Genomic DNA, 26,453 nt, shown 5'->3' with positions numbered 1-26,453 from the left:
TGCGTTCGTGCATTCTCGGCGGTGAGAGGAAGCCGGACACGACGAAGAGAGGGCCCCGACCGAGGTCGGGGCCCTCTCTTCGTTGCAGGTGGGGTCAGTTCTGGCCCTGCTCACCGAGCTCGAGCAGACGCGAGATCGCCTCCGTGAGCTTGGCATCTGCGGCACCGTACGCCGCCCAGTCGGCGTTCTGCATCGCCGTGTTGCGCTCGGCGAGAGCATCGCGCGCCTGGTCGAGCGCCGCCTGGTAGTCCGCGGCCGGAGTCGTCGGCGCCGTTCCGCCGTCGCCGGTGCCCGGCGTCGCCTCGTCGCCGGGGCTGGGCTCGGGAACGACATCCGTGTCTCCGGTGCTCGCACCCGAGTCGCCGCCGAACAGCTTGTCGAGCGCCTCCTGCAGGGTGTCCTCGAAGGCGACCTGGTCGCCGAAGCCGACGAGCACCTTCTGGAGCGTCGGCAGCTTGGTAGCTCCGGACGACTGCACGAAGACGGGCTGGACGTAGAGCAGACCGCCACCCACGGGCAGTGTCAGCAGGTTGCCGTTGATGACCTCCGACTGACCCTGACGCAGGATGTTCGAGAACGACGACACGACGGGATCGGCGTTGAACGTGTTCTGCACCTGGCCGGGACCCGGAACCGGCGTCTCGGCATTGACCTCGAGCATCCGGAGCTTGCCGTACTCACCGCTGATGACACCAGCTTCGGAACCGGCGTCGGAGTCGACGGACAGGTAGCCCATCAGGACGTTACGAGTGTCCTGACCGCCGGGGATGAACGATGAGAACATCGAGTACGACGGGGCGTCCTGGCCGGGCATCTTCATCGTCAGGTAGTACGGCGGCTGCAGCTGCGTGTCCTGCTGCGGGTCGTTCGGCGTCTTCCAGGCGTTGTCGCGCGAGTAGAACGACTGCGCCGTGTCGACGTGGTAGGTGCCGAGCATGGCGCGCTGCACCTTGAACAGGTCGGTCGGGTACCGCACGTGGCTCATCAGGTCGCCGCTCATGTCGCTGATCGGCTTGAGCGTGTTGGGGTAGACCTTCTGCCAGGCCTGCAGCAGCGGGTCGGTCTCGTCCCACGCGTACAGCGTCACCTCGCCCGAATACGCGTCAACTGTCGCCTTGACCGAGTTGCGGATGTAGTTGATGTTGTCGAGCGCGACACGGGGCTGCGGGTTCGACGAGTCGGAGATCGCGTCGCTGAGGCTGACGATCGACGAGTACGGGTAGTTCGCACTCAGCGTGTAGCCGTCGACGATCCAGACGATGCGTCCGTCGACGACGGACGGGTACGGGTCGTTGTCGAGCTCGAGGTAGGGCGCCACCTTCTGCACGCGCGTCGCCGGGTCGCGGTCGTAGAGGATCTGCGAGTCCTCGTTGATGGCGTCCGAGAACAGGATGTCGGTGGACTGGAACTTCAGCGAGTAGATCAGGCGGTGGAAGACGTCGCCGATGGATGGACCACCGTCTCCCTCGAACGTCGTCTTCGTCTGGCTCTCCCCCTCCTGCCCGCGTGGATAGTCGAGCTCGATGGGAGACGACCCCTCGGGCGCCCCGACGATCGAGTACGTGGGCGAGAACTCGCCGAAGTACACGCGCGGCTCGTACTCCTGGCCGTTCGTCAGCTCACCGGATGCCGGGATGCCGCGCTCCACGAAGACCGGGTTGCCGTCGGCCGTGCGCTCGTTGCCCTTCGCCGCGACCATGCCGTAACCGTGGGTGTAGACGAGCGTCGTGTTGTACCAGGACGCCGCGTCGCCGAGCTGATTCACGTTGAGCTCGCGGACCGAGACCACGGTGTCCTGCGACTGCCCGTCGATCTCGTAGCGGTCGACGTCGAGCGGCTCGGCGAACTGGTAGTACGAGCGGTACTGCTCGATCTGCCGCACCGTCGGTCCGATGATCGCGGGGTCCATGATGCGGATCGAAGCGGTCGTGTCGGCATCGGCCCGCAGCTGACCCGGCTCGACGTCCGTCACGGCCTGGAAGTCGGTCTTCTCGAGGCCGGAGATGCCGTAGGCCGCCTTCGTGCCCTCGATGTTGCGCTCGTAGTACTGCGACTCGAGGGTCAGCTGGTTCGGCCGCACCTGCACGTTGTTGACGAACCACGGGTAGGCGACGCCGACGACGAGCGAGGTGACGACCAGGAGGCCGGTGCCGATGAGCGGGAAGCGCCAGCGGCCGATGATCGCGGTGACGAAGAACAGCACCGCCACGATCGCGGCGGCGATCGCGAGGATCGTCTGCCCCGGGATGACGGCGTTGACGTCCACGTACCCGGCCCCGGTGATGCGGTCATTCGGGGTGACCAGCGTGCGATAACGGTCGATCCAGATGCTCACGCCCTGCACCAGAAGGTAGATGCCGGCTATGACGGCGAGCTGGATGCGCGCCGACTTCGAGATCCGCAGCTCGCGCTGGCCGACCCGGACCGAGCCGTAGAGGTACGACACGAGGGCGGTGACCAGGAGGCACACGATGACGATCGCCGAGACGAAGCCCACGGCCGCCGAGAGGAACGGCAGCGTGAAGAGGTAGAAGCCGGTGTCGAGCCCGAACTGCGGATCGGCGGTGCCGGTGGTGCCGCCGTTGAGCCAGAGGGCCACCGTCTCCCACTGCGCCGAAGCGGCGAAGCCGGCGAAGAAGCCGAAGAAGGTCGGGATGCCCCACATGCCCAGACGACGCAGCGGCTCGACGACCTCCTGATAGCGGTCGAGCTGCGAGCTCAGGCGGGCATAGACGGGCCGCAACCGGTAGGCGAGCTGGATCGAGAGCCAGACGGGCACCGCCATCGCGACGAAGCCGACGACGAACATGATCGCGCGGGCGGTCCACTGAGTCACCAGGACACCGTCGAAGCCGAGCTGACGGAACCACAGCCAATCGGCGTAGAGGCTAGCGAAGATGAAGAAGGCCACCACCACGGCCGCGATGACGGCGAGGGTGATGCCGACGGCGCGGCGGGATCTGCTGGGTGTGGCCGGGGTCGGCGCTGAGGTCGTGGTCACCCCTCCATCCTAGGCGCCGCCCGCTGGGGGGGACGCCGAGCCTCAGCCCGCGGTGCAGCTCGGAAGAGCGTCGAGATCGCCGCCCGTGCTGACGGTCTCGACCACCGAAAGGGCGTCGTCGAGGTCCGCGACGGAGAACACGCGGAGGCCATCAGGGATGTGACCCACGACCTCGTTGCAGTTGCGCTCCGGGGCGAGGAACCACTCGGCTCCGGCATCCTTGGCGCCGTACAGCTTCTGCCGGATACCGCCGATCGGGCCCACGGTGCCCGTCGCATCGATCGTGCCGGTCCCGGCGAAACGCTCCCCGCCGGTCAGCTCTCCGGGGGTGAGCGTGTCGATGATGCCGAGGGCGAACATCATGCCCGCACTCGGGCCGCCGACGTTGTCGAGCTGAAGCGTCACGTCGATCGGGAAGTCGAAGTCCTGCGCGATCGTGACGCCGATGACCCACCGGGTCTCGCCGTCGACCGTCATCTGCTTCGGGGTGACCTCGACCGACAGCCGCTCTCCCGCGCGATCGACCTCGAGCGTGAGGGGACGTCCGCCCGCGGCGTTCACGGCGTCTCGCAGAGCCGCCGTGGTCGCGACGGACTCCCCGTCGACCGAGCGGATGACGTCGTCGGGCTCGAGGAGACCGGCCGCCGGCGAGTCGTCGGCGAGCTGGAAGACACGGACGAGCGACGTGACGTCGTACCCGAGTTCGGAGAGGGCGGCGGCGGTGGCCTCCTTCTGGGAGTCCACCATCAGCGCGGCGTTCTCGTCGTTGCGCTGCTCGGTCGTCACGCCCGCGGGGAAGATCTCGTCGATGGGCACGACCGCGCGGGCCGGATCGAACCAGGCGGCCGCCAGCTCCAGCCACGAGGGCGTACGCTCGCGGTTTCCCAGAACCTCGACCGTGAGCAGGTCGAGCGAGCCCGACGTCGGGAACGTCTCCGCACCCGACACGCTGATGAGAGGGCGCTGCTCGCCGTCGCCGGCGGCCACGGAACCGAGCGTGTCGTAGACCGGCCCGGGGCGCTGGATCACGAAGGACGTCGGCACGACGGTGAGGATGAGCAGCGCGATGAGGGAGAAGGACACCGCCCACAGACCCGCGAGTGAGGCGCGGCTCATGCGGCGGCGCCGGGGCGCGGGGGCGGGTGCGTTCTCGTCGAAAAGTGACACGTGCTGCTTTCTGGTCCCGGTCGTTCGCGACCGGCGAAAGCGAACGAGGTCCGTTCGCGCCGTGCGACGAGGTCGTGCGGCTAGCGTAGAACGCGAGCTGACCGCCCTGCTGAAAGGCGCCTGACATGGCTGATGACGACCGCTCTCCCGAGGACGAGTTCCAGGAGCTGCTCCGCAGCCTGCTGGGCCAGGGCGGCACGCTCGGGCCCGAGCAGCTCGAACGCCTGTCGGCAATGGGCGTCGACCCCGCGATGCTGCAGCAGATGGTGCAGCATCTCCAGGGCGCTTTCGCCGCGGGCGGCGACGGCGGCGTCGACTGGAGCGCGACGCGGACGCAGGCGCTGCACCTGGCCAATAAGGACGGTCACGGCATCAGCGCAGGCGACAAGCAGGACTTCTCCGAGGCGTTCGCGCTGGCCACGCTGTGGCTGAGCGAGGCGACCACGATCTCGGATCTGGCCACGCCGCCGCGAGCCCTCACCCGCGGGGCCTGGGTCGAAGCGACCCTCCCGGTCTGGCAGGAGCTCGCCGAGCCGGTCGCAACCTCGGTCGCCGACGCGCTGACCGCGGCCCTGGAATCGCAGGCTCCGGAAGACATGCAGGGCATGATCGCCGGCGCTGGTCGCCTGATGCGGACGGTCGGCGGCTCCCTGTTCGCCGCGCAGCTGGGCGCGGTGGTCGGAAAGCTGTCACTCGAAGTCGTCTCCGGCGGCGACGTCGGCATCCCCGTCATGCCGGACGGCGAAGCCGCGATCCTGCCCCAGAACTTCGCCGACTTCGGTCGCGACCTGGGCATCGACGACGAGCAGCTCGCTCTCTCCCTCGCCACCCGCGAGCTCGCCCACGCTCGGCTCTTCCGACACGCCCGCTGGCTGCGCCTGCACGTGATCTCGCAGGTGACGGACTTCGCACGCGGCATCCACGTCGACACCGACGCCCTCGAGGAGTTGGCCTCGCGCTTCGATCCCTCTCAGCCCGAGGAGCTCCGCCAGGCGCTCGAGAGCGGCGTGCTGCTCCCCCAGCGATCCGAGGCCCAGTCCGCCGCGCTCACGCGCCTCGAGCACCTGCTCGCCACGATCGAGGGCTGGGTGGACGTCGTGTCCGCGGAGGCGACGACGCGTCTTCCCGCCGCGGACCGCATCGCTGAGGCTGTGCGTCGTCGCCGTGCCGTCGGCGGACCCGCCGAACAGGCGATGGCGTCGCTGGTCGGCCTCGAGCTGCGGCCGCGTCGTCTGCGCGAGGCAGCCGCGATGTGGCGCGCGATCACGGATGCCGTCGGGCGCGACGCCCGCGACAGCCTGTGGGACTACCCGGACCTCATGCCGGCGCCCGCCGATGTCGACGATCCGTCGGCTCTCATCGCGCGTCTGCAGGCGCGGGCACGTGGCGAGGCACCCGAACGCGACGAGATGGACGACGCGCTGGACGCGCTGCTGGCCTCCGCGGCCGAGGGCGACGATTCGACGCACGAAGCCCCGGGAGAGGATCGGATGCGGCGGGACGACGACGGACCCGGCGGGCCTTCGCCCGTCTGAGCGGCCGCGTCTCCTCCCCACTGCTTCTTCGTCAGTCCGACGCGACGCTTCCTGTGGAGACCGCCCCCGGGACCACAGCCCGAGCCGAGAATCGAGGCATGATCCGTCTCGCGTCCTCCGCTGCGCCGCTGTGGCGCTCCCCCACCGCCGTGCAGCTCGGCCACGAGCCGGGAAGCATCGTGCTGGAGCCGGTCGAATCGTGGCATGAACGGCTGCTGCACGCGCTGGTGGCCGGCATCCCCGACGAGCTCTTCGACACGATCGCTCGAGAAGGCGGCGCGAACCCGGCTCAGATCGAGCTCCTGCGCGAGTCGCTGCGTCCCGTGCTGGTTCGGCCCCGGCCCCCCGTGTCCGTCACCGTGTCCTTCGGCGACGAGGTCGCGGCCGCAGATCGGGCCGCGGTGGACCATGCGTTCGCGGCGGCCGGTGCACGGCTGCGGGCGTCAGCGAACCCGGACTCCACCGGCGTCGTCATCCTCGTCGCCTCCCGGCTGGTCGAGCCACGCCGGGCCGCATCCCTCGTGGCCCGCGACATCCCGCATCTCGCCCTCGAGCTCGCCGGCGACCAGGTCACCGTGGGGCCGCTCGTCGTTCCCGGTCGCACCGGATGTCTGGCGTGCCTTCACGAACACCGTCGCGCTCAGGATGCCGCGTGGCCGGTGCTTGCCGCGCAACTGCTCGCCCGGCCCTGTTCTCCCACCGAGCCCGCCGCCATCGCCGCGGCATGCGCCACGGCGATGCGTCTGATCAGCGCGCCGGTGACGGAGCGGACCCGCTCGCTGACCGTGCTGGCGTCGACCGCCGAGGCGGCGTGGCGCGACCACGAACCTCATCCAGCGTGCTGGTGCCGATCTCCCGGACGAAGCGCGACACCTGACGTTCATACCGTCCCGACGCCCGGGCCCACGACATCGTCAGCGTGCGCGCTGCCCGCGTGACCCCCACGTAGGTCAGGCGCCGTTCCTCGTCGATCTGCTCGAAGGTCGTGGCGTAAGCGATGGGCAGCAGTCCCTCCGCGAGGCCGACGAGGTGAACGTGGTCCCACTCCAGCCCCTTCGCGGCGTGCAGCGTCGACAGCGTCACCGTGCGGGTCGGGATCTCGTGCTGGTCCTTCGCGCGCACCTGGAGCTCGTCGGTGAAGGCCCGCATCGTGGTGCCCGCCGGCGCTTCTTCGGCGAGACGGAGCAGCGCCGCGCGCGCCTCCCAGGCATCACGGAGCGGCCCGCCCGCCGGCGGCGGCTCGTCTGTCAGTCCGAGCGAACGCAGGATCGAGCGGACGTCTGCGACGAGGTCGCCCGACGACGGGGCGACCGACGCACCCCGCAGCGCCATGACGGCCTGACGCACCTCGGGGATGTCGAAGAAGCGCTTCCCTCCGAGCACCGCCGCGGCGATGCCGCGCCGAGCCAGGGCCGCCAGGAGTGGTGCGGATTGCGCGTTGACGCGGTACAGGACGGCGACGTCGCGCGGATCGATGCCCCGAGCGATCTGGTCGGCGACTGCTTCCGCCACGCCGTCGGCTTCCGCGCTGTCGTCGGCGAACGCACGGATCGTCGGGCGGGGATGGTCGGGTGTCGCCCGATTCGCGGTGAGCTCGAGCGCGCCGGGACGACCCCGCATGAGCGAGTTCGCCACGGCGACGACGCCGGCCTCTGATCGATAGTTCCGCTCGAGTCGCAGCACGCGCGCATCGGGATGGCGCACCCCGAAGTCCAGCAGATACGACGGGTCGGCACCGGCGAAGGAGTAGATCGTCTGGCTCGCGTCGCCCACGACGCAGAGATCGCGGCGCTCACCGAGCCAGAGCTCGAGCAGCCGGTGCTGGACGGGTGAGACGTCCTGGAACTCGTCGACCGTGAAATGCCGGTACTGTTCGCGAACCTCGGCGGCGACACGCGGCTCGGCTTCGAGCATTCCCGCGCAGGCGAGGAGGACGTCTTCGAAGTCGAGCTGCCGGCGCTCGTCCTTGAGCTGCTCGTAAGCGCGCTGCAGCGCGACGACGGCGTCCAGCGAGAGAGACCCCACCGGCTCGGGACGATCGAGCGCATAGCGTTCGATAGAGCGCATCGTGATCTTCCGCCACTCGATGCGTGTCGCGACATCGCGAAGCACCGCCGGGTCGGGATCGACGCCGATGGTGTCGGCAGCCTGAGCGAGCAGCCGCACCTTGCTGCCGAGGATCGTGGGGGCCGCGTCACCGGCGAGCTGCGGCCAGAAGTAGTTCAGCTGCGCGAGGGCGGCGGCGTGGAAGGTTCGAGCGGCCACGCCCCCGACGCCCAGCGCCCGGAGGCGGCCCCGCATCTCGCCCGCGGCCTTGGCGGTGAAGGTCACCGCCATCACCCGGCTCGGCGAGTACGCCCCGGTCTCGACGCCATGGGCTATCCGGTGCGTGATGACCCGGGTCTTGCCCGACCCGGCGCCCGCGAGGACGCAGACGGGGCCACGCAACGCCGAGGCGGCCTCGCGCTGCTGTTCATCGAGGCCGGCGAGCGAGTCGCTCACGCCGCGTCCCCGCACCAGTCCGCGATGAGCCGACGCGCGATCGAGGCGGTGCCGGGAAGATTCACCGGCCCGGCGCCGGCGAGCGAACTGCGGATCTCCTCGCGGTCGAACCATCGCACGGCGACGATCTCCTCGCCGTCCGGCCGGGCCGCCGGCGCATCTGCGGCTACGGCGTGGAACCCGAGCATCAGCGAGCGCGGGTAAGGCCACGCCTGCGAGCCTCGATAGACGAGGTCGTCGACGACCACGCCCGCTTCTTCGGCCACCTCGCGGCGGATGGCCGTCTCGAGTGACTCACCCGCTTCGACGAACCCCGCGAAGGTGGAGAACCGGTTGTCCACGGCCCAGGCCGCGTTCTGCCCGAGCAGCAGTCGCTCGTCGCGGACGTCGCGAACCGCGACGATCACCGCGGGATCCGTCCGTGGGAACTGTTCACGACCGCACCCGCTGCACGCGCGGGACCACCCCGCCGACCGCAGCCGTGCGGGGGAACCGCAGCGCGGGCAGAACCGGAAATCCGAGAACCAGCGTCCGAGGGCCACAGCAGTCACGAAGGCACCCGCGTCCTCGTCGACGAGGTCGCCCCCCGACATCCGCAGCGACGCCCACGCGCCCGCGTCATCGCCGTCGACCGGCGACGCGACAGCCGCGACGAGCCGCGCCGAACCGTCGACGGCACGTCCGAGGAAGCCCCATTCGGTGGCGTCCCCGGCCTCTTCGACAGCCGCGGGCTCGTCCCAGACGAGTCGGTTCCCGCGAACACGGGCACGGTCACCGTGTATCTGCACGACGCGGGTCGCCGGGTCGGCACGAAGACGATCGATGAGCGTCTCATCGGAGCGCTCTTCCGGTGACGGTTCGAAGACGGACCGGGCCAGCGCCGGCGGCTGCATTCGCATCTCGGGGACCTCTCTCGCGGGCGTGGCGCGTCGGCCTGCGCGGCCGCCCGACCTACCCTGATGGCATGGCTCGCTCTCCCTTCACTCTAGCCGCGTCCGTCAGTTCGGCTCTCCCCGGGGCTGCCGTCGTGAATGCCGCGGAGCTCACCGAGCGCGCCGAGGGCAGATACGACAGTGCCCTGGTGACCCTCGAGGACGGCCGGAGAGTCGTCGTGCGCGTGCCGGTCGACGTCGACGCCGACCTCGAACTCGTCGCCGACACCCGCGCGCTGCGCGCCCTGACGCCGGGTGTGCGCGGCCTGCTTCCCTTCGAGGCCCCCGCGGTTCTCGGCACAGCCCGGATGGGCGGTTTCACCGCGGTCGTGCAGGATTACGTCCCCGGCTACCGTGTTGAAGCGGGCCACATTCCGCCGGGCCGCGGCGCGGCCTGGTCGCTCGGCTCGGCCATAGCGCGCGTCCACGCCCTCCCCCACGCGGTCGCGCGCGACGCCGGCCTGCGTATCCGCACGAGCGCCGACGTGCGCCAAGACGCCGAACGTCTGCTCGACCGCGCCGAGGCCACCGGCTCGCTGCCTTTCGGTCTCCTCCGACGCTGGAGCACGGCACTCGGCGAGGACCGTCTCTGGCGCTTCGAGGCGACGGTCACGCTGGGCGGGGTCGACCCGGGCCGCTTCGTCCTGAGCGACACCGCCGCCGGCCCCACTGTCACGGGTCTTCTCGCCTGGCACGGTCTCGGCGTCGGCGACCCTGCCGAGGACCTCCGCTGGCTCGCCTCGGCTCCGGATGCCCGCGACGACGTGCTCGCCGCCTACGCCGAGGCCGCGCACCACACGCCCGACGCCGCTCTCGCTGCGCGCTCGCGTCTGTATGCGGAGCTCGAGTTCGCGCGGTGGCTCGCACACGGCCACGAGACCGGTGCTGCCCGGGTCGTGGAGGATGCCGTCGCGCTGCTGAACGCGCTCGACGAGGGCGTGCGCGACGAGCCTCTCCTGCCGGAGGACTACAGCACCGTCGACGACGCGCTCGAGCTGCTCGGCCGCACGCCGGCTGCGGTGGCTGCGGGCGACACCTCCATGCAGACCGACACCTACGACCCGGCACTTCTGGCGGCGTACCTTGCCGACCAGGACACCGCTGAGCAGGCCGACATCGAAACGGTTCCGATCGACCTGTCCGACTGGACGCCCGACGGCGCCTCGAGCGACCGGCGCGGGGACACCGGCGCCGCACCGACCGTCACGCCGACCTCTGCGACGGGACAGCAGGAGGACGGCGACGACCCCGAGCACGCGGAAGCCGCGCGCAACGCGTTGCGGCGCTGGTCCACCGCCGACTGACGAGTCGCGCTCAGCCCCGCAGGACGAGGTCGTCGGCCACGTAGAACAGCGCGACGTCGATCTCGGATTCGGGGATGCCGTGGCGGATCGAGTACGCCCGGCGATAGAGCTCGAGCTGAAGCATCCGCTCGGACCGCTCCGCCGGTGTTCGCGGCGGTCGCCCCGTCTTCCAGTCGACGATCTCGATGCGCCCATCTCGGTCGGCACGGCGGTAGACCGCGTCGAGCTTGCAGATGATGACGTGCGGGCGGCCGTCGCCCAGCATCCGGTCGTCGGCGAAGTCGATCTCGGTCTCGACCTCGATCGGCTGCAGCTCGGCCCATTCAGAGCGCAGGAAGTTCTCCTGCAGACGGCTCAGATCGTCGTCCGCGCCACCGCCCGAGTCATCGGCGGGGTCATCGACCTCCCACAGCGGCGCATCGGGTTGCGGCCCCCGTGCGGTGAGACCGGACCGCTGCTCGACCCAGGCGTGGAAGCGCGTACCCAGCCGCGTCTCACGGTATGGACGCTCCGGCATCGGCCGCAGAGTCGCCTCCACGGCGGAGTCGTAATCGGCGGCGAAGTCTTTGAAGCGCGACGCGGGGATGCGGATGGGGGCGACCCGTCGGACGCCTCCGGCCCTCTCCTCACGTTCCGCCAGCAAGAGGGCGAGGTCGCGCTCGGGCTGATCCCGCCCGCCCGCGTCGCAGGCGTCGCGCACACGCTGCGCAGCCGCCTCGACCCGCGCGCGCCGCGCGCCCAGGGGATCCAGCGGCCACTGCATCGTCTGACGACGATCGAGGTAGGGGTTCTCCCCCGGTTCGGCATCGGCGAGGTCGTGTTCGAGCGCGGTCGCGATCTCGCGCAGGAACGGGCTCGGACCGCGGGGGTTGCGAGTGCCCGACCACGGTGACCCACTGAGCAGAAGCGCGTCGCGAGCGCGGGTCACGGCGACATATGCCAGACGACGCTCCTCTTCGCGCTGTCGATCGGCGTTGTCTTCGGCGAATCTCGCGAGCGCTGCCTTGAGGTCCTGCTGGCTCGGCGCCACGTGCGCCTCCCACCCGAGGTCGGGCAGCCAGCGCGCATCACCCCGGAAGGCGTACGGCAAGACTCCGAATCCGAGCCACCCTTGCTTGTCGCGCGGCCGAGCGGGGAGTTCGTCGGCGACGACCCGGCCGACGGCGACAGCATCCCACTCCAGTCCCTTCGATCCGTGGATCGTGAGGATCTGCACGACGTCATCCTCGGGGGGCTCGGTGCGCGGGGCGAACTCGTCCTGCCGCTCGGCGTGGTCGAGCCAGGCGAGCAGGCTCGGCAGCGATCCTGACTCATCGGTCGCGAGGAAACCCTGCAGCTCGTCGACGAAGGCACGCAGCTGATCGGAGGCGACCCGAGCGGGGCCCCGGCTCTCGTTCGCGGCGAGTTCGACGTCGAGGCGCAGTTCCGCCTCGATCAGTCGCACGAGTTCCGGGATGGGCATCGACGACGCGCGCCGCAGCCCGGCGAACGTGGCCGCCGCCTCGCGGAGACGCTCACGGCCGGGTGCGCTGAAGTCAGCCAGCCAACCGTGATCGGGGCCGACGCGCACGAAGAAGTCGAGCGCGTCGATCAGCGACGCGTTCTCTTCCGTCGCGTGCTCAGCAGCCAGCGGCTGCAACCCGACGTCGGAACGCGCGAGTCGGCGCCCGAGCTCAGCGAGCGAACGCAGGTCGCGAAGACCGATCGACCAGCGCGGCCCGCCGAGCAGTCGGAGCAATGCCGACCCTGCCGTCGGATCGCTGATGACACGCAGGGCCGAGACGACGTCGACGACCTCGGGGGTGCTCAGCAGCCCGCCCAGTCCGAGGATGCGGTGCGGGATGCCGCGCCGCGCGAGGGCGTCGGCGAAGCGCACCATGTGCTTCTTGCTGCGCAGCAGGATCGCCGCGCTCGTGGGAAGACCGCGCCGCTGCCGGTCCGCTCTCACTTCCTCGAACCATGCCGCGACGCGCTCGGTCTCGGCGTCGAGATCGGTCTCGAAGACGATGTCGACCCCGCCTGCGGGGGCATTCGGCCGCGGCCGCAGCCGGTCGACCGGCACCGGCGATCGCTGGGCGAGGGGGGCGAGCACGGCGTTGGCGGCATCCAGGATGCGCTCGCTGTTCCGCCAGCTCGTCGCGAGCGAGTACCTGCCCGAGCCGCCGCCGGGCGCGAAGGCGGCCGCGAAGTCGCCCAGGTTGCCGGCGCTCGCGCCGCGCCAGCCGTAGATCGACTGGTGCGGGTCGCCGACCGCCATCACCGACGTACCGGCGAACACGGCGCTCAACAGCTCGGTCTGGACGACGGAAGTGTCCTGATACTCGTCGAGGAGGACGACGGGATACCGCGCGCGGAGGTCGGCGGAGACCGTTGCGTGGGCGCGGACGATCGTCAGCGCCCCGGCCACCTGGTCGGAGAAGTCGATGACACCCGAGCGGAGCTTGCGACGCTGGTACTCCACCGCGAGGTCGGCGAGCAGCGGCAGACCCGACACCTGCTCCGCCGCCCGCGCGACATCGGCGTAGACGGTCGTGCCGCTGCGGGTCGACGGGCGTTCCAGGACATCCTGGAACGCCGCCCCGAAACGCGCGAGCTCGTCGAAGTCGACGAGGTTGTCGACGCCGTCGCGCGCGATGCGGAGAGCCCCGTCGATGATGCTGCGAAGCGCGTTCTCCCGCGTCTCGAGACGCTCGTCATCCGACTCGAGCACGACGCGCCGCATCAGCAGCCACGCGGCGGATTCACTGAGCACAGCCGCCTCGGGGTCGCGCCCGATACGTACCGCGTTCTCGCGCACGATGCCGTCGGCGAAGCTGTTGTAGGTCGACACCGTCGGGCGCTCGAGCAGCGAGTCCGTCGCGGGTCCGAGCGTGCGCGCACCGGTGTCGTCGACGAGGCGGCGCTGCGCGGCGTGACGTCGCGCGCCGCCCGGGTCGCCCGCTCGCTCGAGTTCGCCGAAGACGTCCAGTGCTCCTCGTCGGTGCAGCGCGTCGAGATGCGGCAGCAGGCCCGCGTCCTCGAACTCCGCGAGGCGATCGAGTCGCCGCCGGATGCGTTCGCTCAGCTCGCCTGCCGCCTTACGGGTGAAGGTGAGGCCGAGGATGCCGGAGCGCGGGACGTGTCCGTTCGCGACGAGCCACACGACGCGGCCCGCCATCGTCTCGGTCTTGCCGCTGCCGGCGCCGGCGACGACGAGCGCCGGCGCGAGCGGCGCGGCGATCACCGCGCTCTGCTCCGGGGTCGGTGGGAACTGACCGAGGGCGGACGCCAGGGCTGCAGGCGAGACGATCATGTCGCACTCACCGCCGCGATCGTGTGGATGCGGCAGAGCCCGAACGAATGATCGTCCCGGCAATGCTCCTCGAACGGAGCCTCGAAGCTGCTCCCGGCCATGACGCGTGCGGCGCCGCGCACGCGGCCGAGAAAGGCGACGCGCTCGTCGTCGCCGAAGGGCGGCTGGCGAGGCGCGGCGTAGTCCTTCGTCGCGGCCGTCGGTCGCAGCACGAGCAGCATCGCACCCCCGGGGGGCAGGCCCGCGGCTGCGGGGATCGCACCGTGCTCGTGTGCGAGCTGGTACGCCGCGAGCTGCGCGTGATGGGTCACGGCACGGTCGGTCTGCGGCTCGCGCTTCCCGGTCTTGAGATCGACGATGACGACGCTGCCGTCGGCACGCAGCTCCACGCGATCAACCGCGCCGCTGAGGACGATGCGCCCGTCGGCGTCGTCATGGGCGAGCTCCACCTCGAAACGCGGCTCGGCCCCCAGCAGACGGCCGCCGTCGCGTTCGAAATCCCGGAGATAGCGGGCGAGCCGTCGCACGAGATCACGGGCGCGCATCCGTTCCGCGCGCTCGCGCCAGGCGGACTCGAACTCGAGCTCGCTCCACCGCGCCGACACGGCCCGCCAGAGCGACTCCTCGTCGGGAGACGCGATCTCGAGGGCGCTGTGCACGATCGTGCCGATACCGGCTGTGGCGCTCGACGCGTCACCGCCGAGGTCGGCGATCACCCAGTTCAGCTGACACTCCTCGAGGGTCTCGAGGCGTGAGGGCGAGACGCGGATCGTCTCGACCTCGCGGTCGCGCAGCGGCGCCGTCGTGGTCGGCGGACGGATGCCGAACCACTCGTCGGGATCGGCGCCCGCGACACCCGCATCGGCCAGGAGCGCGAGCTGCCCGGCCGCGCGTCGGCGGTCGTTCTCCGCGGTGCGCGGATCCGTGAGGGCACGTCGGTGCCGTGCGACGAGACCGCGCAGGGTCAGCGGGTGCGCCGCCTCCGGCGGGGCCCCTTCCGCCTCGGGCAGCAACTCGAAGAACGGACTCGGTCCCGTGTCGTCGTCATCGACGGCGGTGACCACGACGAGCTCGCGTGCTCGCGAGACCGCACGCGCGAAAAGCCGCAGCTCGTCGTGCAGGACACCGCGACGGCGATCGAGCGCGTCCGCGACCGCGGGGTCGACGAAGGGCAGCCGCCAGGTGTCGAGCAGTCCGCCGCGCACGCGAAGGTTCGGCCAGATGCCCTCCTGAACTCCGGCCACCACGACGGTGTCGAACTCGGTGCCCAGAGCCGCGGCCGGTGTCAGCACCCGCACCGCTCCGCTCACCGGCGGCGGAACGAATCGGTCGTCGCCGACGTCTGCGTCGAGGATGCCCCGCAGGAAGACGACGGGGGTCGTGCCGTCCTCGCGCTCGCCGTGGCGTTTGGCGGCTTGGAACAGGGCGACGACCGCGTCGAGATCTCGATCCGCCTGCGCGGCCAGCGGCCCGTGGCCGCGAGCGGCTTCGCGCAGGGCTCGTTCCCGGCCTGACCCCTCCCACGACGCCCAGAGCAGCTCGTGTGCCGTCGCACCGTCGGCGATGAGGTCGGCGACGGTCCTCAGAGTGTCCGCAACACGCGCCGCCCGACGCGCCTCACGCAGATCGAGCAGTGCGAGCTCGGCGGGGTGGAGCATCGCTGAGCGCAGCAGCTCCCACGCCGACACCGGCTCGCCCTCGCGCGGCGGGAACGCCTGACGGAGCGCAGACCGGAGCCGGCGCTGGTCGACGGCGTCGAGCCCGGCGCCGGAGAGTGCGGCGATGACCTCGTCGCGCTCCCAGGTCTCACCCGGACGTGCCGCCAGATCGACGAGCCGCAGCAGGTCGCGGACGACGGGCGATTCCCCGAGCGAGGTACCGGTGCCGGAGGTCGCCGTCGGGACGTCGCGCGCAGCCAGTTCGGCCTCGAGCGCGGTGACCTGACGACTGTCGTGGGCGATGACCGCGCACTCCTCCCACGGCACTCCGTGGTGCACGTGCCGCTCGCGAAGCAGCCGCGCCACGGCGTCGAATTCCTCCGAGCGCGATCGCAGCGCCAGCGCCCGGACACCGACCATGGGAGCATCCGGTTCTGGAGCCCGTCGATGCGCCACCAGCCCGACCGCGCCGATGCGGGCGGTGATGGCGGAGACGAGCGGGGCGTGGCGGGCCTCGGCCCGGTGGACCGTGTCGAGCACGACGACGTCACGGCCCGCGGCGAGACGGGCGAAGTTCTCGGGCGTCGCGCCTCGGAACGCACCGGAGCCCACATCGGGGTCACCGAACGCGACGACGGCGATGTCGCGAGCGCGACAAGCCTGGAGGAGGTCGACACCGCCGGCGGTCAGCTCCTGCGCGTCGTCGACGAGCACGACCCGCAGCTGCGGGATCCCCCGATGGGAGACGATCTCGACCGCCTCACGGATCAGCCCGGCCGCGTCACGGTGGGCGCCGCGCATGGCGTCGCGGACCGCGAAGTACTCGGACATGAAGGACGCCGCGGCCCGCCAGGCCGGTCGCCCCTCGCGAACGGCGCGGGCGGCGAGAGTGCTCGGGTCGATGCCCGAGGCCGTGCACTCCGCGATGAAAGCGCGCAGTTCGGCGCGGAAGCCGCGCGAGTCGCGCACGTGCGCGGGAAGCTCGTCCGGCCACAGCGCCCGCCCGTCGCGCTCGTCCTCCGCGTCGCCGTCGAGAAGGTCGCGGATGATCGCGTCCTCGTCGCCGCCCGTCAGCAGACGCGGCGGTTCGACGCCGCGTCTGACGGCTTCGGCACGCACGATCTGGAAGGCGAAGGCCGGAACCGACCGGGCCAGGGGGCCGGCCGTCGCCACGCCGACGGCGACGCCGAGGTCGTCGCGCAGGTCCGTGGCCGCCTGGCGCGTGGCCGTCAGGACGACGAGCGCGTCGGGGTCGAGTCCGTCGACGACCAGCCGTCGCACCCGTTCGACGATGGTCCGCGTCTTACCTGTGCCCGGCGCGCCGACGACGACGGCGCTCGCCTCGGCCGGGAGCTCGAGCGCGCGCGACTGCGCGGCGTCGGGCACGACGCCGACGGAGACCTGACCCATGTCTTCCACGCTAACCGGCACCGCCGACACCGGTTCGCCGTCGGCGTTCGCCCAGGGCGTGACCCGGCCGGCATCCCGGTCCGACCGGTGTCGTAGAGTCGAAGAGCGCCCGACGCACGGGCGCGGAGGAGGATGTATCCGTGGAGATCCGTATCGGCATCGCGAACACCGGCCGCGAGCTCAGCCTCGAATCCAACGAGTCGGCGGACGCCGTTCGGGCGACCGTTTCCGAGGCTCTCACCTCCGGCGCTCCCTTCGTCGAGCTCAGCGACGCGAAGGGCAGCTCCTACATCGTGCCGACCGCGGGCATCGCATTCGTCGAGGTCGGCACCGACCAGACCCGCCGCGTGGGCTTCGTGGCCTGACCGTGCAGATCGTCCTGGCGCTGATCATGGGCGCCGCGATCGGCCTCGCCGCCGAGTTCGCGATTCGCGGGCGCGAGGCCCGTGGTGCCGCGCTCGCGCCTGTTCTCGGCGCCGTCATCGGCGGCGTCGCGTGGGCAGTGATGACCTGGGCCGGTCTCGCGGTCGACAACCCCGTCATCTGGGTCGTCGCCATCGTGACTCCGGCTGTGCTGGTGCCCGCTGTCCTCCTGCTGCTGACGCGCTCGCGGGCCCGGACGGATGCCGCTGAGCGTCGTCGCCTCCGGATCGGCTGACCGCCCGAGGCGTCAGGCCTCGAGGCCCATCGCGGCCATGCGGCGCGAATGCGCGGCCATCACGTCGGCGTAGGTGGGCTCGACCCTCTTCTCGTCCGCAGGCTGCAGCGATGTCGACCGCAGCGCCGCCCGGGCGATCAGCAGGGTGTCCCCGACGAGGCGGCGGCCCCAGAGCGACAGCAGTCCCCGCCACTGCTCGTCCGCGGCGATGGCATCGGTGATGATGCGCACCAGAGCACTGCGGTCGTCGTGCGCCCGCAGGATGACGGCGACCTGCCGTCCGGTGTCGCCGTAGCTCGCCGACAGCGCGAGGTAGAAGTCGTCGAGCATGCCGGCCGTCAGGTGCACCGAGAGCATCGTCTCGAGTGGCCGTGCGCCGTGCGTCGCGCGGCGGAAGGCATCGAGCGGCTCACGGAAGGGCAGCATCAGCTCGAGCGGATCGGCGCCGCGATCGCGGATCACGCCGACGAGCTCGCGGTGCTTGAGCAGGGCTGTGCCCGCCGCCAACGACAGCGACTCCTTCTGCGACAGCTCGGGGGTCGAGGCGATCAGGTCGCTCAGCGTCTCGAAGTAGCCGAGCTGCAGATACGCGGCCTGACCGAGGAAGGTGTCGACATCGGGAGCGAGCTCCTCGAAATCGACGCGACGGACATCCCCGTAGTCGCCTCGGGATCGCAGCCGCAGGGTGCGACCGACAGGACGCTTGCGCTTGAAGAACCAGCTCACCACGGGTCCAGCCTAGGGTCGCGGTAGGCTGGATGCGCCCCGGCATCGGACCGGGGCCCCGCGCCTGTGGCTGAGTGAAGGGCGTGGACCCACATCACCGGCGGCTTCTCACCGCCAGACAGGCACGTCACCCATGACCACATTCGCTGACCTCGGCGTCGACCAGGACATCGTCGACGCCCTCGCCGACAAGGGCATCGTCGACGCCTTCCCCATCCAGGAGCAGACGATCCCGCTGGGCCTGCCCGGCCAGGACATCATCGGCCAGGCCAAGACCGGCACCGGCAAGACCTTCGGTTTCGGCGTCCCCGTCGTGCAGCGCCTGGGTCTCGACCCCGCGCCCGGCGTGAAGGCCCTCATCGTCGTCCCCACCCGCGAGCTCGCCGTCCAGGTGTTCGAGGACATGGACATGCTCACCCGCAACCGGTCCACGAGTGTCGTGGCCATTTACGGCGGAAAGGCCTACGAGGGCCAGATCGACCAGCTGAAGGCCGGAGCGCAGATCGTCGTCGGCACCCCGGGCCGCCTGATCGACCTCGCGGGCCAGCGTCTGCTCGACCTGTCCAACGCGACGGAGGTCGTGCTGGACGAGGCCGACAAGATGCTCGACCTCGGCTTCCTCCCCGACATCGAGAAGATCTTCCAGAAGGTCGCTCCCGTCCGTCACACGATGCTCTACTCGGCGACGATGCCGGGACCGATCCTCGCGCTGGCGCGCCGGTTCATGTCGAACCCGATCCACATCCGCGCGACCGACCCCGACGAGGGCCTGACCCAGGCGAACATCAAGCACCTCGTCTACCGCGCGCACTCGCTCGACAAGGACGAGGTCATCGCCCGCATCCTCCAGGCCGAAGGCCGCGGCAAGACCGTCATCTTCACGCGCACCAAGCGCGCGGCCCAGAAGCTCGTCGACGAGCTGAACGACCGCGGCTTCAACGCCGGCGCGGTCCACGGCGACATGAGCCAGGAAGCGCGGGAGCGCTCGATGGCCGGGTTCAAGGCCGGCAAGAAGGACGTCCTGATCGCGACCGACGTCGCCGCGCGCGGCATCGACGTCGACGACGTCACCCACGTCATCAACCACACCATCCCCGACGACGAGAAGACATACCTGCACCGCGCGGGCCGCACCGGTCGCGCCGGCCGCACCGGCATCGCGGTCACCTTCGTCGATTGGGAAGACCTGCACAAGTGGGCCCTCATCAACCGAGCGCTCGAATTCGGTCAGCCCGAGCCCGTCGAGACCTACTCGTCGAGCCCGCACCTCTTCGAGGACCTGAACATCCCCGCGGGAACCAAGGGACGCCTCCGCAAGCTGCCCACGACGCAGAGCGTCAAGACGGTCTCGACGGAATCGTCCGAGGGCGATGCGAAGCGTCCCCGTCGCCGCCGCTCGCGCGGCTCGGGCGACGGTGCGGCGGCCGCTGAGGGCTCGGCGGCCGCGTCGACGGATGCCGGGACGGGCACGCACGATGGTGGCGGATCCGAGCACCGCGATGGCAAGACCTCCCCCCGCCGGCGTCGCCGTCGTCGTGGCGGATCGGGATCCGGCGCGGCGGGCTCGACCGCTCCCGCCGCAGGCTGATACGGCCATCTCACGCGCAGCGGCGCCCGACTACGCGTAGACGGGCGCCGTTCCGCTTGCCCGGGCGATGATGCGCGCGACCATGTCATCGTCGGTCGTGTTCTCACCGGGCTGATTCGGCTTGCCGAGACCGTGGTAGTCGCTCGATCCCGTCACGATGAGGTCGAGCTCTGCGGCGAGAGCACGCAGGACGCGCTTGCCGTCCGCTGTGTTCTCGCGGTGCCCGACCTCGAAGCCCGCGAGGCCGTGGGCGACGAGCTCGCGGAGCACCGCGGGCGGCATCATCCGCTCACGTCCGCTCGGCGACGGATGCGCGAGGATCGGCACTCCCCCGGCGGCGACGACGAGCTTCACCGCGGTGACGGGGTCGGGAGCGTAGTGCGGCGTGAAATGCCCCTGACTGGGGTGCAGGATGCCGGCGAACGCCGCCGCGCGATCGACGGCGAGGCCGCGCGCGACGAGAGCGTCGGCGATGTGGGGCCGTCCCACCGTGGCGCCGGCACCGGTCTGCGCGAGCACGTCGTCCCACGTCAGGTCGTGCGAACGGGCGATGCTGCGGACGATCCGTTCGGCCCGGCCGATGCGGTCCTCGCGGATGCGTTCCATCTCCGCGCGCAACCGCGGATGGTCGGGATCGAAGAGGTACGCGAGCAGGTGCACGGTTCGCCACTCGTGGCGGGCGCTGAGTTCCATCCCCGGGAGGAAGGTCATGTCGAGCGACGCCGTGGCCTCGGCCGCTTCGGCCCAGCCGGCCGTCGTGTCGTGGTCGGTGAGCGCCATCGTTCGCACACCCGAACGGTGGGCGGCTTGCACGACTCCGGCAGGAGGCTCCGTCCCGTCGGAGCGGACCGAGTGCAGATGCAGATCGCTGGGGCCGTGGAAGCCGTGCGCGCGCTCTGCCGTACCCATCCTCCACAGCGTAGCCGTGCCCGGCGATCGTCCAGGCTCGCTCTCTTAGAGTCGAGGCGTGAAGCGCGTGTTCGGAGCCCTCGTGGTGGCCCTGTTCGCAGCGGGGGCCATCGTGGCCACCTGGCCGGAGCTTCTCCGCCTCGAACGCGAGTTCCCGTTCGCGCAGGCGGTCGCGCTGCGTCCGTTCCTGATCGGCGCCTTTGTCGCGATCGCCCTGATCTTCCTCGTCCTCTCGCTCGGCCGCCGCATCCGTGCCTTCTGCCTGTGGGTCGTGCTCGTCTCCGTGGTCGTCGCCATCGGCGGCGCGGGAACCCTGGCGGTGAGGGGGCTCGGCGCGGAGACGCTGCCGCCGAAGACGGAGGACAGCATCCGCGTCATGACCTGGAACACCGCCGGTCCCGCGACCGATGCGCAGACCATCGCCGAGACCGCCGTAGCGATGCAGGCCGACGTCGTGGCGCTGCCCGAGACGACGATGGACACCGGACGCGCGGTCGCGGTGGCGATGCGCGAGCGCGGGCGCCCGATGTGGGCGCACGTGGACAGCTACGAGGGGCCGGACAGCTGGGACGCGAACTCGACGGCCCTGCTGATCTCACCCGAGCTCGGCGACTACGCGGTCATCGAGTCCGAGGCAGCCGGTACGTCCAACACCACCATCGTCCCGAGCGCCGTCGCCATGCCCGTCGACGGCGACGGCCCCGTGGTGGTGGCGGTGCACGCGGTCGCCCCGCGGCCGGAGGAGATGGCGAGCTGGCGCAGCGACCTCCAGTGGCTGGCCGACCAGTGCGCCACGGACGATGTCATCATGGCCGGTGACTTCAACGCGACGCTCGACCACATGGCGCGTCTCGGAGTCGACGACGCCGATCTGGGTCGCTGCCACGACGCCGCCCGGTCCACCGGCAACGGCGGTATCGGGACCTGGCCGACCGACCTGCCGGCTCCGCTCGGAGCGCCGATCGACCACGTCATGGCAACCGCGTCCTGGAAGCCCGAAGGCTCGGTCGTCATCTCGTCGCTCGATCATTCCGGCAGCGACCATCGCCCGCTCGTCGTGCAGTACACGCGGCGCTGAACCGTCGCGGCGGCCGCCTCCGGGTGCGAGACTGGAGGCATGACCACGAGCGAGACCGAGCCGACCGCAACCGACACGATCGGAACCGCGACCGCCGAGACCGAAGCGTCCGCCGAGAACACCAACCGGCGTCAGCCGTTCCCGCAGGGCTTCCTCGACACGATCTCCGAGGGCTGGGGATCGCGGCCCGAGACGACGACGCCGCCCCGCGACGCGGCGCGCTTCGCCGCCGCTCGCCGCGAACGGCTCTCACGCGAGTTCCGCGGTCGGCGCCTCGTCATCCCCGCGGGCTCTCTCAAGCAGCGCTCGAACGACACCGACTACCCCTTCCGCGCGCACTCAGCGTTCTCGCATCTGACGGGCTGGGGCAGCGACGCCGTACCCGACTCGGTGCTCGTCTTCGAGCCCACCGCCGAGGGACACGATGTCACCCTGTACCTCCGCGACCGAGCCGATCGCACCACGGCCGAGTTCTACGCCGACGCCTCGGTCGGCGAGTTCTGGATCGGACCGCGCCCGGCGCTCGCCGACGTCGCCGCCGATCTCGGTGTTGCGACCGCGCATCTCGCGGATATCGAGCTACGCGCCGATGACCTGGTCGTCGCAGCAGATCCCGACCTGACGCGGGCCGTGTCCGAGCTGCGGCTGACGAAGGACGAGTACGAGATCGAGCAGATGCGTCTCGCTGTCGCGGCGACCGCACGTGGTTTCGACGACATCGTGGCCGACCTCCCCCGCATCATCGCCACCCCCCGGGGCGAGCGCGTCGTCGAGGGCGTGTTCCACCTGCGCGCGCGCACGGACGGCAACGGCGAGGGCTACGACACGATCGCCGCCTCCGGACCTCACGCCTGCTACCTGCACTGGACGCGCAACGACGGGCCCGTGGTGCCCGGCGACCTCATCCTCGTCGATGCCGGCGTCGAGGTCGACAGCCTCTACACCGCCGACATCACGCGCACGCTGCCCGTGTCGGGACGCTTCACCGAGATCCAGCGCCGCATCTACGAGACCGTTCGCGAGGCGGCCGACACCGCGTTCGCCGCTGCCCGGCCCGGTGTGACGTTCCGCTCGATCCACGAGGCCGCCATGACGGTCATCGCCGCCCGCGTCGCGGAGTGGGGTCTGCTCCCCGTCACGGCGGACGAGGCGCTCGACGCCGACCGGGGCGGCCAGCACCGGCGCTACATGGTCCACGGCACGAGCCACCACCTCGGGATCGACGTGCACGACTGCGCGCAGGCGCGCCGCGAGATGTACTACGACGGCATCCTCGAGCCCGGCATGGTGTTCACGATCGAGCCCGGTCTGTACTTCCAGATCGACGATCTCACCGTGCCCGAGGAGTACCGCGGTATCGGGGTCCGGATCGAGGACGACATCCTCATGACCGAGAGCGGACCCGTCAACCTTTCTGCGGACATCCCGCGCACAGCTGACGAGGTCGAAGCCTGGATCGCACGCGCGACCTCGTGACCGATCGGTTCTCGCCGCCGCCCGATCAGACGACGCGCCCGCTGCTGACCGGCACGTTCGGGATGGCTGCGGCGACCCATTGGCTCGCCACCGCCACGGCCCAGGCTGTGCTCGAACGCGGGGGCAACGCCTTCGACGCCGCCGCAGCGGGCGGCTTCGTCCTGCAGGTCGTCGAACCCCACCTCAACGGGCCCGGGGGCGATCTCGTCGGCCTCTTCCAGGCGGCCGAGGATCCGCGGCCCCGCGTGCTCATGGGCCAGGGGCCGGCGCCTCGCGGCGCGACGATCGAGCACTACCGCGCGGAGGGGCTCGAGACCGTGCCGGGCGCCGGCGCCCTCGCGGCCGCGGTGCCGGGAGCAGTCGACGCCTGGCTCGTCCTGCTGCGCGACTACGGCACGTGGGAGCTCGCCGACGTCCTCGCTTTCGCGATCGGCTACGCCCGCGACGGGCACCCTCTGCTCGCGTCCGCGTCAGCGACCATTGCACGCGTCGCGCAGCTCTTCCGCGACGAATGGCCGTCCTCGGCCGATCTGTGGCTGCCCGGGGGCACCGTGCCGCGGGCCGGCGATGTGTTCCGGAACCCCGCGCTCGCCGCGGTGTTCGAGGGTCTCGTGGCGGCGGGACGAGACGCCGCAGACCGGGCCGCGCGCATCGAGGCTGCTCGCACCGAGTGGCGGACGGGCACGGTCGCGCACGCGACGGCCGCGTTCGCGGCCCGACCCCATCGACACTCGACCGGAGGCCACCACGCCGGGGTGATCACGGAGGCCGATTTCGCCGACTTCTCCGCAGGGTACGAGGAGCCTCTCACGACGACCTTCCGCGGACGGACCGTGGTCAAGGCCGGCGCGTGGACGCAGGGTCCCGCACTGCTCGAGGCGCTCGCCCTGCTCGATCCGCTGCCCGATGAGCGCCTCGACCCCGCGACTCCGGAGGGCGCGCACACGATCGTCGAGGCCTTCAAGCTGGCCCTCGCGGACCGCGACGCGCACTTCGGCCACGACAGCGTGGTCAGCGAGCTCCTCGACCCCGCCTTCCTCGCCGCGCGTCGTGCGCAGCTGCTCCCGGATGCCTCGCACGAATGGCGCCCGGGTACCGTGGCGGGGCGCGCACCGCATCGTCCGCCGCTCGTGCGTCCCGACGGGACGAGCGTCGCCGGCACAGGCGAACCGACGGTCGGGCGAGCGGGCGAGACGCGCGGCGACACCTGTCACATCGACGTCGTCGACGGGTGGGGCAACATCATCTCGGTGACGCCGTCCGGCGGCTGGCTGCAGTCGTCCCCCGCGATCCCGGAACTCGGTTTCGCGCTAGGCACGCGCCTGCAGATGACCTGGCTCGACGAGACGTCGCCCGCCGCACTCCGCCCGGGCGCCCGCCCGCGCACGACCCTCTCCCCGACCCTCGTCATGACCGGCGACCGGGCCGACATCGCGATGGGGACGCCCGGAGGCGACCAGCAGGACCAGTGGCAGCTGCCGATGCTGCTGCGCATGCTGGTCGGGGGCTGGGACGCGCAATCGGCGATCGATGCGCCGACGCTTCACACGACCGCGATGATCGACTCGTTCTGGCCGCGCACCTGGACGCCCGCAGGAGTGGTGATGGAAGACCGGCTCGGCGACGAGGTCGCCTCGGGCCTGCGCGCGCGGGGGCACGACGTCACCGTGGTCGGGCCGTGGAGCCTCGGACGTCTCTCGGCCGTCGGCATCGACCGCTCGCGGGGACTGCTCTGGGCGGCGTCGAACCCGCGCGGGATGCAGGGCTACGCGGCCGGTCGCTGAAGCGGAGCGCCCGCCCTCATTGCGACAACCGGCGGTGGCACCACGGCGCGACCAGCTCGGCCACGGCGCCGCCGACCTCCTCGGCATCCCGTTTGCGTCCCGCGACCTCGAAGGAGTGGCGGCCGCCCTCGACCCGGAGCAACTCCGCGTCGGCGCATCCGGCGACGACGCTCTCGAGGTCGGTCACCGGGTCGACGAACGGATCGCGGGTCCCGGACACGAACAGCTGAGGCGACGTGACCTCCGGCAGATGAGCCGCACGCGGACGGTCGGGCCGACCGGGCGCATGCAGCGGGTACCCGAGGTAGACGAGCAGAGCCGGGTCGATCGCTCCGGAAGCGGCCGCCATCGATGCCATCCGGCCGCCGTACGACTTCCCCGCCGCGACGATGGGCACCCCGGCGTGCGCGTCGGCGATGGCGCGGAAGACTGCCGCCCACGACGCGATGGCGTCACCGGCGGCGCCGGGCAGTCGGCGGCCCGCCACCACATAGGGGAACGGAAAGCGCACGACATCGATCCCGGCCGCCGCGCCGGCATGCGCGAAACCGCCGAGGAACGGATGCTCGGGTCCGGCGCCCGCGCCATGAGCGAGGATCATCACAGCGTCCGCACGCTCAGCGCGGTCGTACGTCAGCGGCAGGTCGACGGTCCCGGCCGCGATGTCGACCGGCACCGCGTCAATCATCGCTGCGGATCGGTCGCCGGGGGCTCGAGCGTACCCGGAGTCTGCGGGCCGGGGGCCTCGCCGCCGGGCACCGGGCCCACGGCCGGCGGCAGCGGGGCGTCGGCGGGGCCGGGGGCGGGCGATCCCGACGGCGGCGCGATCGGGTTGCCCGCGGGTGCCGCCGGACCGGGGGCGGGCCGATCGCCCGACGGAGCGGGCACGGGGTCGATGCGCTCGCCGTACCGGGGCGGCCCGTCCGGCACCGGCGTGGCCGGCGCCGCGGGCCGGGCCGGCGCGACGTTCAGCGCGCCACGGGCGCGATGGATGCTGCTCGCCTGCACGGTCACCTCGTAGTGGTCGGCGACGACCTGCGTCACCGATGCGAAGTCGCGACGACGGCGCACGAGAGCGAACATGACGAGGCTCATCATCATGCCGATCGCGACGCCGACCAGCATCACGCCGAGGAAAAGCTGAATGGCGGCGTCAGGAGTGCCGAAGACGAAGATCAGCGAGAAGATCAGCCCCAGGAGGATGCCGTTGATCGCACCCGTCCGCGCCGCCGTCGCATATCCGAGCCGGCCGGTGACCGTCTCGACCGACCGCAGTCCGTAGCCGACGATGGCGATCTCACGGGCCGGGATGTCGGCCGAGATGAGAGTCGACACCGCCTTCTGCGCGGCCTCGTACGTTGCGTACTCGGCGACCTTCTCACCCGTGACCGCGGGCGTCCCGCCCATCATGCTCATTCCGTCATTGTGTCACG

At 71.2% G+C, this 26,453-nt stretch carries 18 protein-coding genes; 8 read left to right on the top strand and 10 right to left on the bottom strand.

All coding sequences use genetic code 11. The features are described from left to right. Nucleotides 1-94 precede the first annotated feature (94 nt). A complete protein-coding gene (locus ACI2K6_RS00980) occupies nt 95-3,001 on the bottom strand; it encodes a UPF0182 family protein (protein ID WP_404567770.1) in 2,907 nt (968 codons plus the stop codon). 42 nt (nt 3,002-3,043) lie between these two features. After that, nucleotides 3,044-4,168: a PDZ domain-containing protein gene (locus tag ACI2K6_RS00975; RefSeq protein WP_404567768.1), complete on the bottom strand. Its 1,125-nt coding sequence runs from the start codon at nt 4,166-4,168 to the stop codon at nt 3,044-3,046. Between the two features lie 125 nt (nt 4,169-4,293). On the opposite strand from ACI2K6_RS00975, the gene ACI2K6_RS00970 reads away from it, so the two are divergent. Further along, the gene (locus ACI2K6_RS00970) at nt 4,294-5,703 is read left to right on the top strand and encodes a zinc-dependent metalloprotease (protein WP_404567767.1); all 1,410 of its coding nucleotides are present in this window, start codon (nt 4,294-4,296) and stop codon (nt 5,701-5,703) included. A 747-nt stretch (nt 5,704-6,450) separates the two neighbouring features. Here ACI2K6_RS00970 and ACI2K6_RS00965 read toward each other — a convergent pair. Beyond that, nucleotides 6,451-8,205, bottom strand: a complete 1,755-nt coding sequence (locus ACI2K6_RS00965) for an ATP-dependent helicase (RefSeq protein WP_269266169.1) — start codon at nt 8,203-8,205, stop codon at nt 6,451-6,453. Beyond that, nucleotides 8,202-9,104 carry an NAD(+) diphosphatase gene (gene nudC, locus ACI2K6_RS00960; protein ID WP_274177935.1) on the bottom strand — a complete coding sequence of 301 codons (903 nt, stop codon included), beginning with the start codon at nt 9,102-9,104 and terminating at the stop codon, nt 8,202-8,204. Before nudC ends, ACI2K6_RS00965 begins: the two co-directional genes overlap by 4 nt. Before the next feature lie 65 nt (nt 9,105-9,169). On the opposite strand from nudC, the gene ACI2K6_RS00955 reads away from it, so the two are divergent. Beyond that, nucleotides 9,170-10,441 carry an aminoglycoside phosphotransferase gene (locus ACI2K6_RS00955; RefSeq protein WP_274177936.1) on the top strand — a complete coding sequence of 424 codons (1,272 nt, stop codon included), beginning with the start codon at nt 9,170-9,172 and terminating at the stop codon, nt 10,439-10,441. Nucleotides 10,442-10,451: 10 nt separating this feature from the next. Here ACI2K6_RS00955 and ACI2K6_RS00950 read toward each other — a convergent pair whose 3' ends face one another. Further along, nucleotides 10,452-13,733, bottom strand: coding sequence for a UvrD-helicase domain-containing protein (locus ACI2K6_RS00950; protein ID WP_404567764.1), 3,282 nt, complete (start codon nt 13,731-13,733; stop codon nt 10,452-10,454). Next, nucleotides 13,730-16,801, bottom strand: coding sequence for an ATP-dependent helicase (locus ACI2K6_RS00945; protein WP_404567762.1), 3,072 nt, complete (start codon nt 16,799-16,801; stop codon nt 13,730-13,732). The genes ACI2K6_RS00950 and ACI2K6_RS00945 overlap by 4 nt, the downstream gene beginning before the upstream one ends. Before the next feature lie 140 nt (nt 16,802-16,941). Here ACI2K6_RS00945 and ACI2K6_RS00940 point away from each other — a divergent pair, with 140 nt between their 5' ends. Next, a complete protein-coding gene (locus ACI2K6_RS00940) occupies nt 16,942-17,166 on the top strand; it encodes a DUF3107 domain-containing protein (RefSeq protein WP_064956528.1) in 225 nt (74 codons plus the stop codon). 2 nt (nt 17,167-17,168) lie between these two features. Continuing rightward, nucleotides 17,169-17,459, top strand: a complete 291-nt coding sequence (locus ACI2K6_RS00935) for a hypothetical protein (protein ID WP_114589527.1) — start codon at nt 17,169-17,171, stop codon at nt 17,457-17,459. Nucleotides 17,460-17,471: 12 nt separating this feature from the next. Here ACI2K6_RS00935 and ACI2K6_RS00930 read toward each other — a convergent pair whose 3' ends face one another. Beyond that, nucleotides 17,472-18,188, bottom strand: coding sequence for a ferritin-like fold-containing protein (locus ACI2K6_RS00930; RefSeq protein ID WP_023950553.1), 717 nt, complete (start codon nt 18,186-18,188; stop codon nt 17,472-17,474). A gap of 130 nt (nt 18,189-18,318) precedes the next feature. Between ACI2K6_RS00930 and ACI2K6_RS00925 the strand changes: the two genes are divergently transcribed. Further along, nucleotides 18,319-19,773 (top strand): DEAD/DEAH box helicase, encoded by a 1,455-nt coding sequence (locus ACI2K6_RS00925; RefSeq protein WP_404567759.1) that lies wholly within the window; start codon nt 18,319-18,321, stop codon nt 19,771-19,773. 30 nt (nt 19,774-19,803) lie between these two features. Here ACI2K6_RS00925 and ACI2K6_RS00920 read toward each other — a convergent pair whose 3' ends face one another. Further along, nucleotides 19,804-20,682 (bottom strand): PHP domain-containing protein, encoded by an 879-nt coding sequence (locus tag ACI2K6_RS00920; protein WP_274177940.1) that lies wholly within the window; start codon nt 20,680-20,682, stop codon nt 19,804-19,806. 58 nt (nt 20,683-20,740) lie between these two features. Between ACI2K6_RS00920 and ACI2K6_RS00915 the strand changes: the two genes are divergently transcribed. From ACI2K6_RS00915 to ACI2K6_RS00905, 3 genes are all read left to right on the top strand, one after another. Further along, nucleotides 20,741-21,760, top strand: coding sequence for an endonuclease/exonuclease/phosphatase family protein (locus ACI2K6_RS00915; RefSeq protein ID WP_404567758.1), 1,020 nt, complete (start codon nt 20,741-20,743; stop codon nt 21,758-21,760). A 39-nt stretch (nt 21,761-21,799) separates the two neighbouring features. Further along, a complete protein-coding gene (locus ACI2K6_RS00910; protein ID WP_404567757.1) occupies nt 21,800-23,236 on the top strand; it encodes an aminopeptidase P family protein in 1,437 nt (478 codons plus the stop codon). Nucleotides 23,237-23,298: 62 nt separating this feature from the next. Then, nucleotides 23,299-25,020 (top strand): gamma-glutamyltransferase family protein, encoded by a 1,722-nt coding sequence (locus tag ACI2K6_RS00905; protein WP_404568561.1) that lies wholly within the window; start codon nt 23,299-23,301, stop codon nt 25,018-25,020. A gap of 16 nt (nt 25,021-25,036) precedes the next feature. Here the strand turns inward: ACI2K6_RS00905 and ACI2K6_RS00900 are convergent, their stop codons facing one another. Continuing rightward, the gene (locus tag ACI2K6_RS00900) at nt 25,037-25,696 is read right to left on the bottom strand and encodes an alpha/beta family hydrolase (RefSeq protein WP_404567756.1); all 660 of its coding nucleotides are present in this window, start codon (nt 25,694-25,696) and stop codon (nt 25,037-25,039) included. A gap of 8 nt (nt 25,697-25,704) precedes the next feature. Beyond that, nucleotides 25,705-26,436 (bottom strand): general stress protein, encoded by a 732-nt coding sequence (locus tag ACI2K6_RS00895; protein ID WP_282501006.1) that lies wholly within the window; start codon nt 26,434-26,436, stop codon nt 25,705-25,707. Nucleotides 26,437-26,453 lie beyond the last annotated feature (17 nt).

Origin of the sequence: Microbacterium sp. NPDC006705 (assembly GCF_044903545.1) — a bacterium.
Lineage (GTDB): Bacteria > Actinomycetota > Actinomycetes > Actinomycetales > Microbacteriaceae > Microbacterium > Microbacterium plantarum.
The sequence above is the reverse complement of the archived record's forward strand: the minus strand, read 5'-3'. Positions and strand labels throughout refer to the sequence as shown.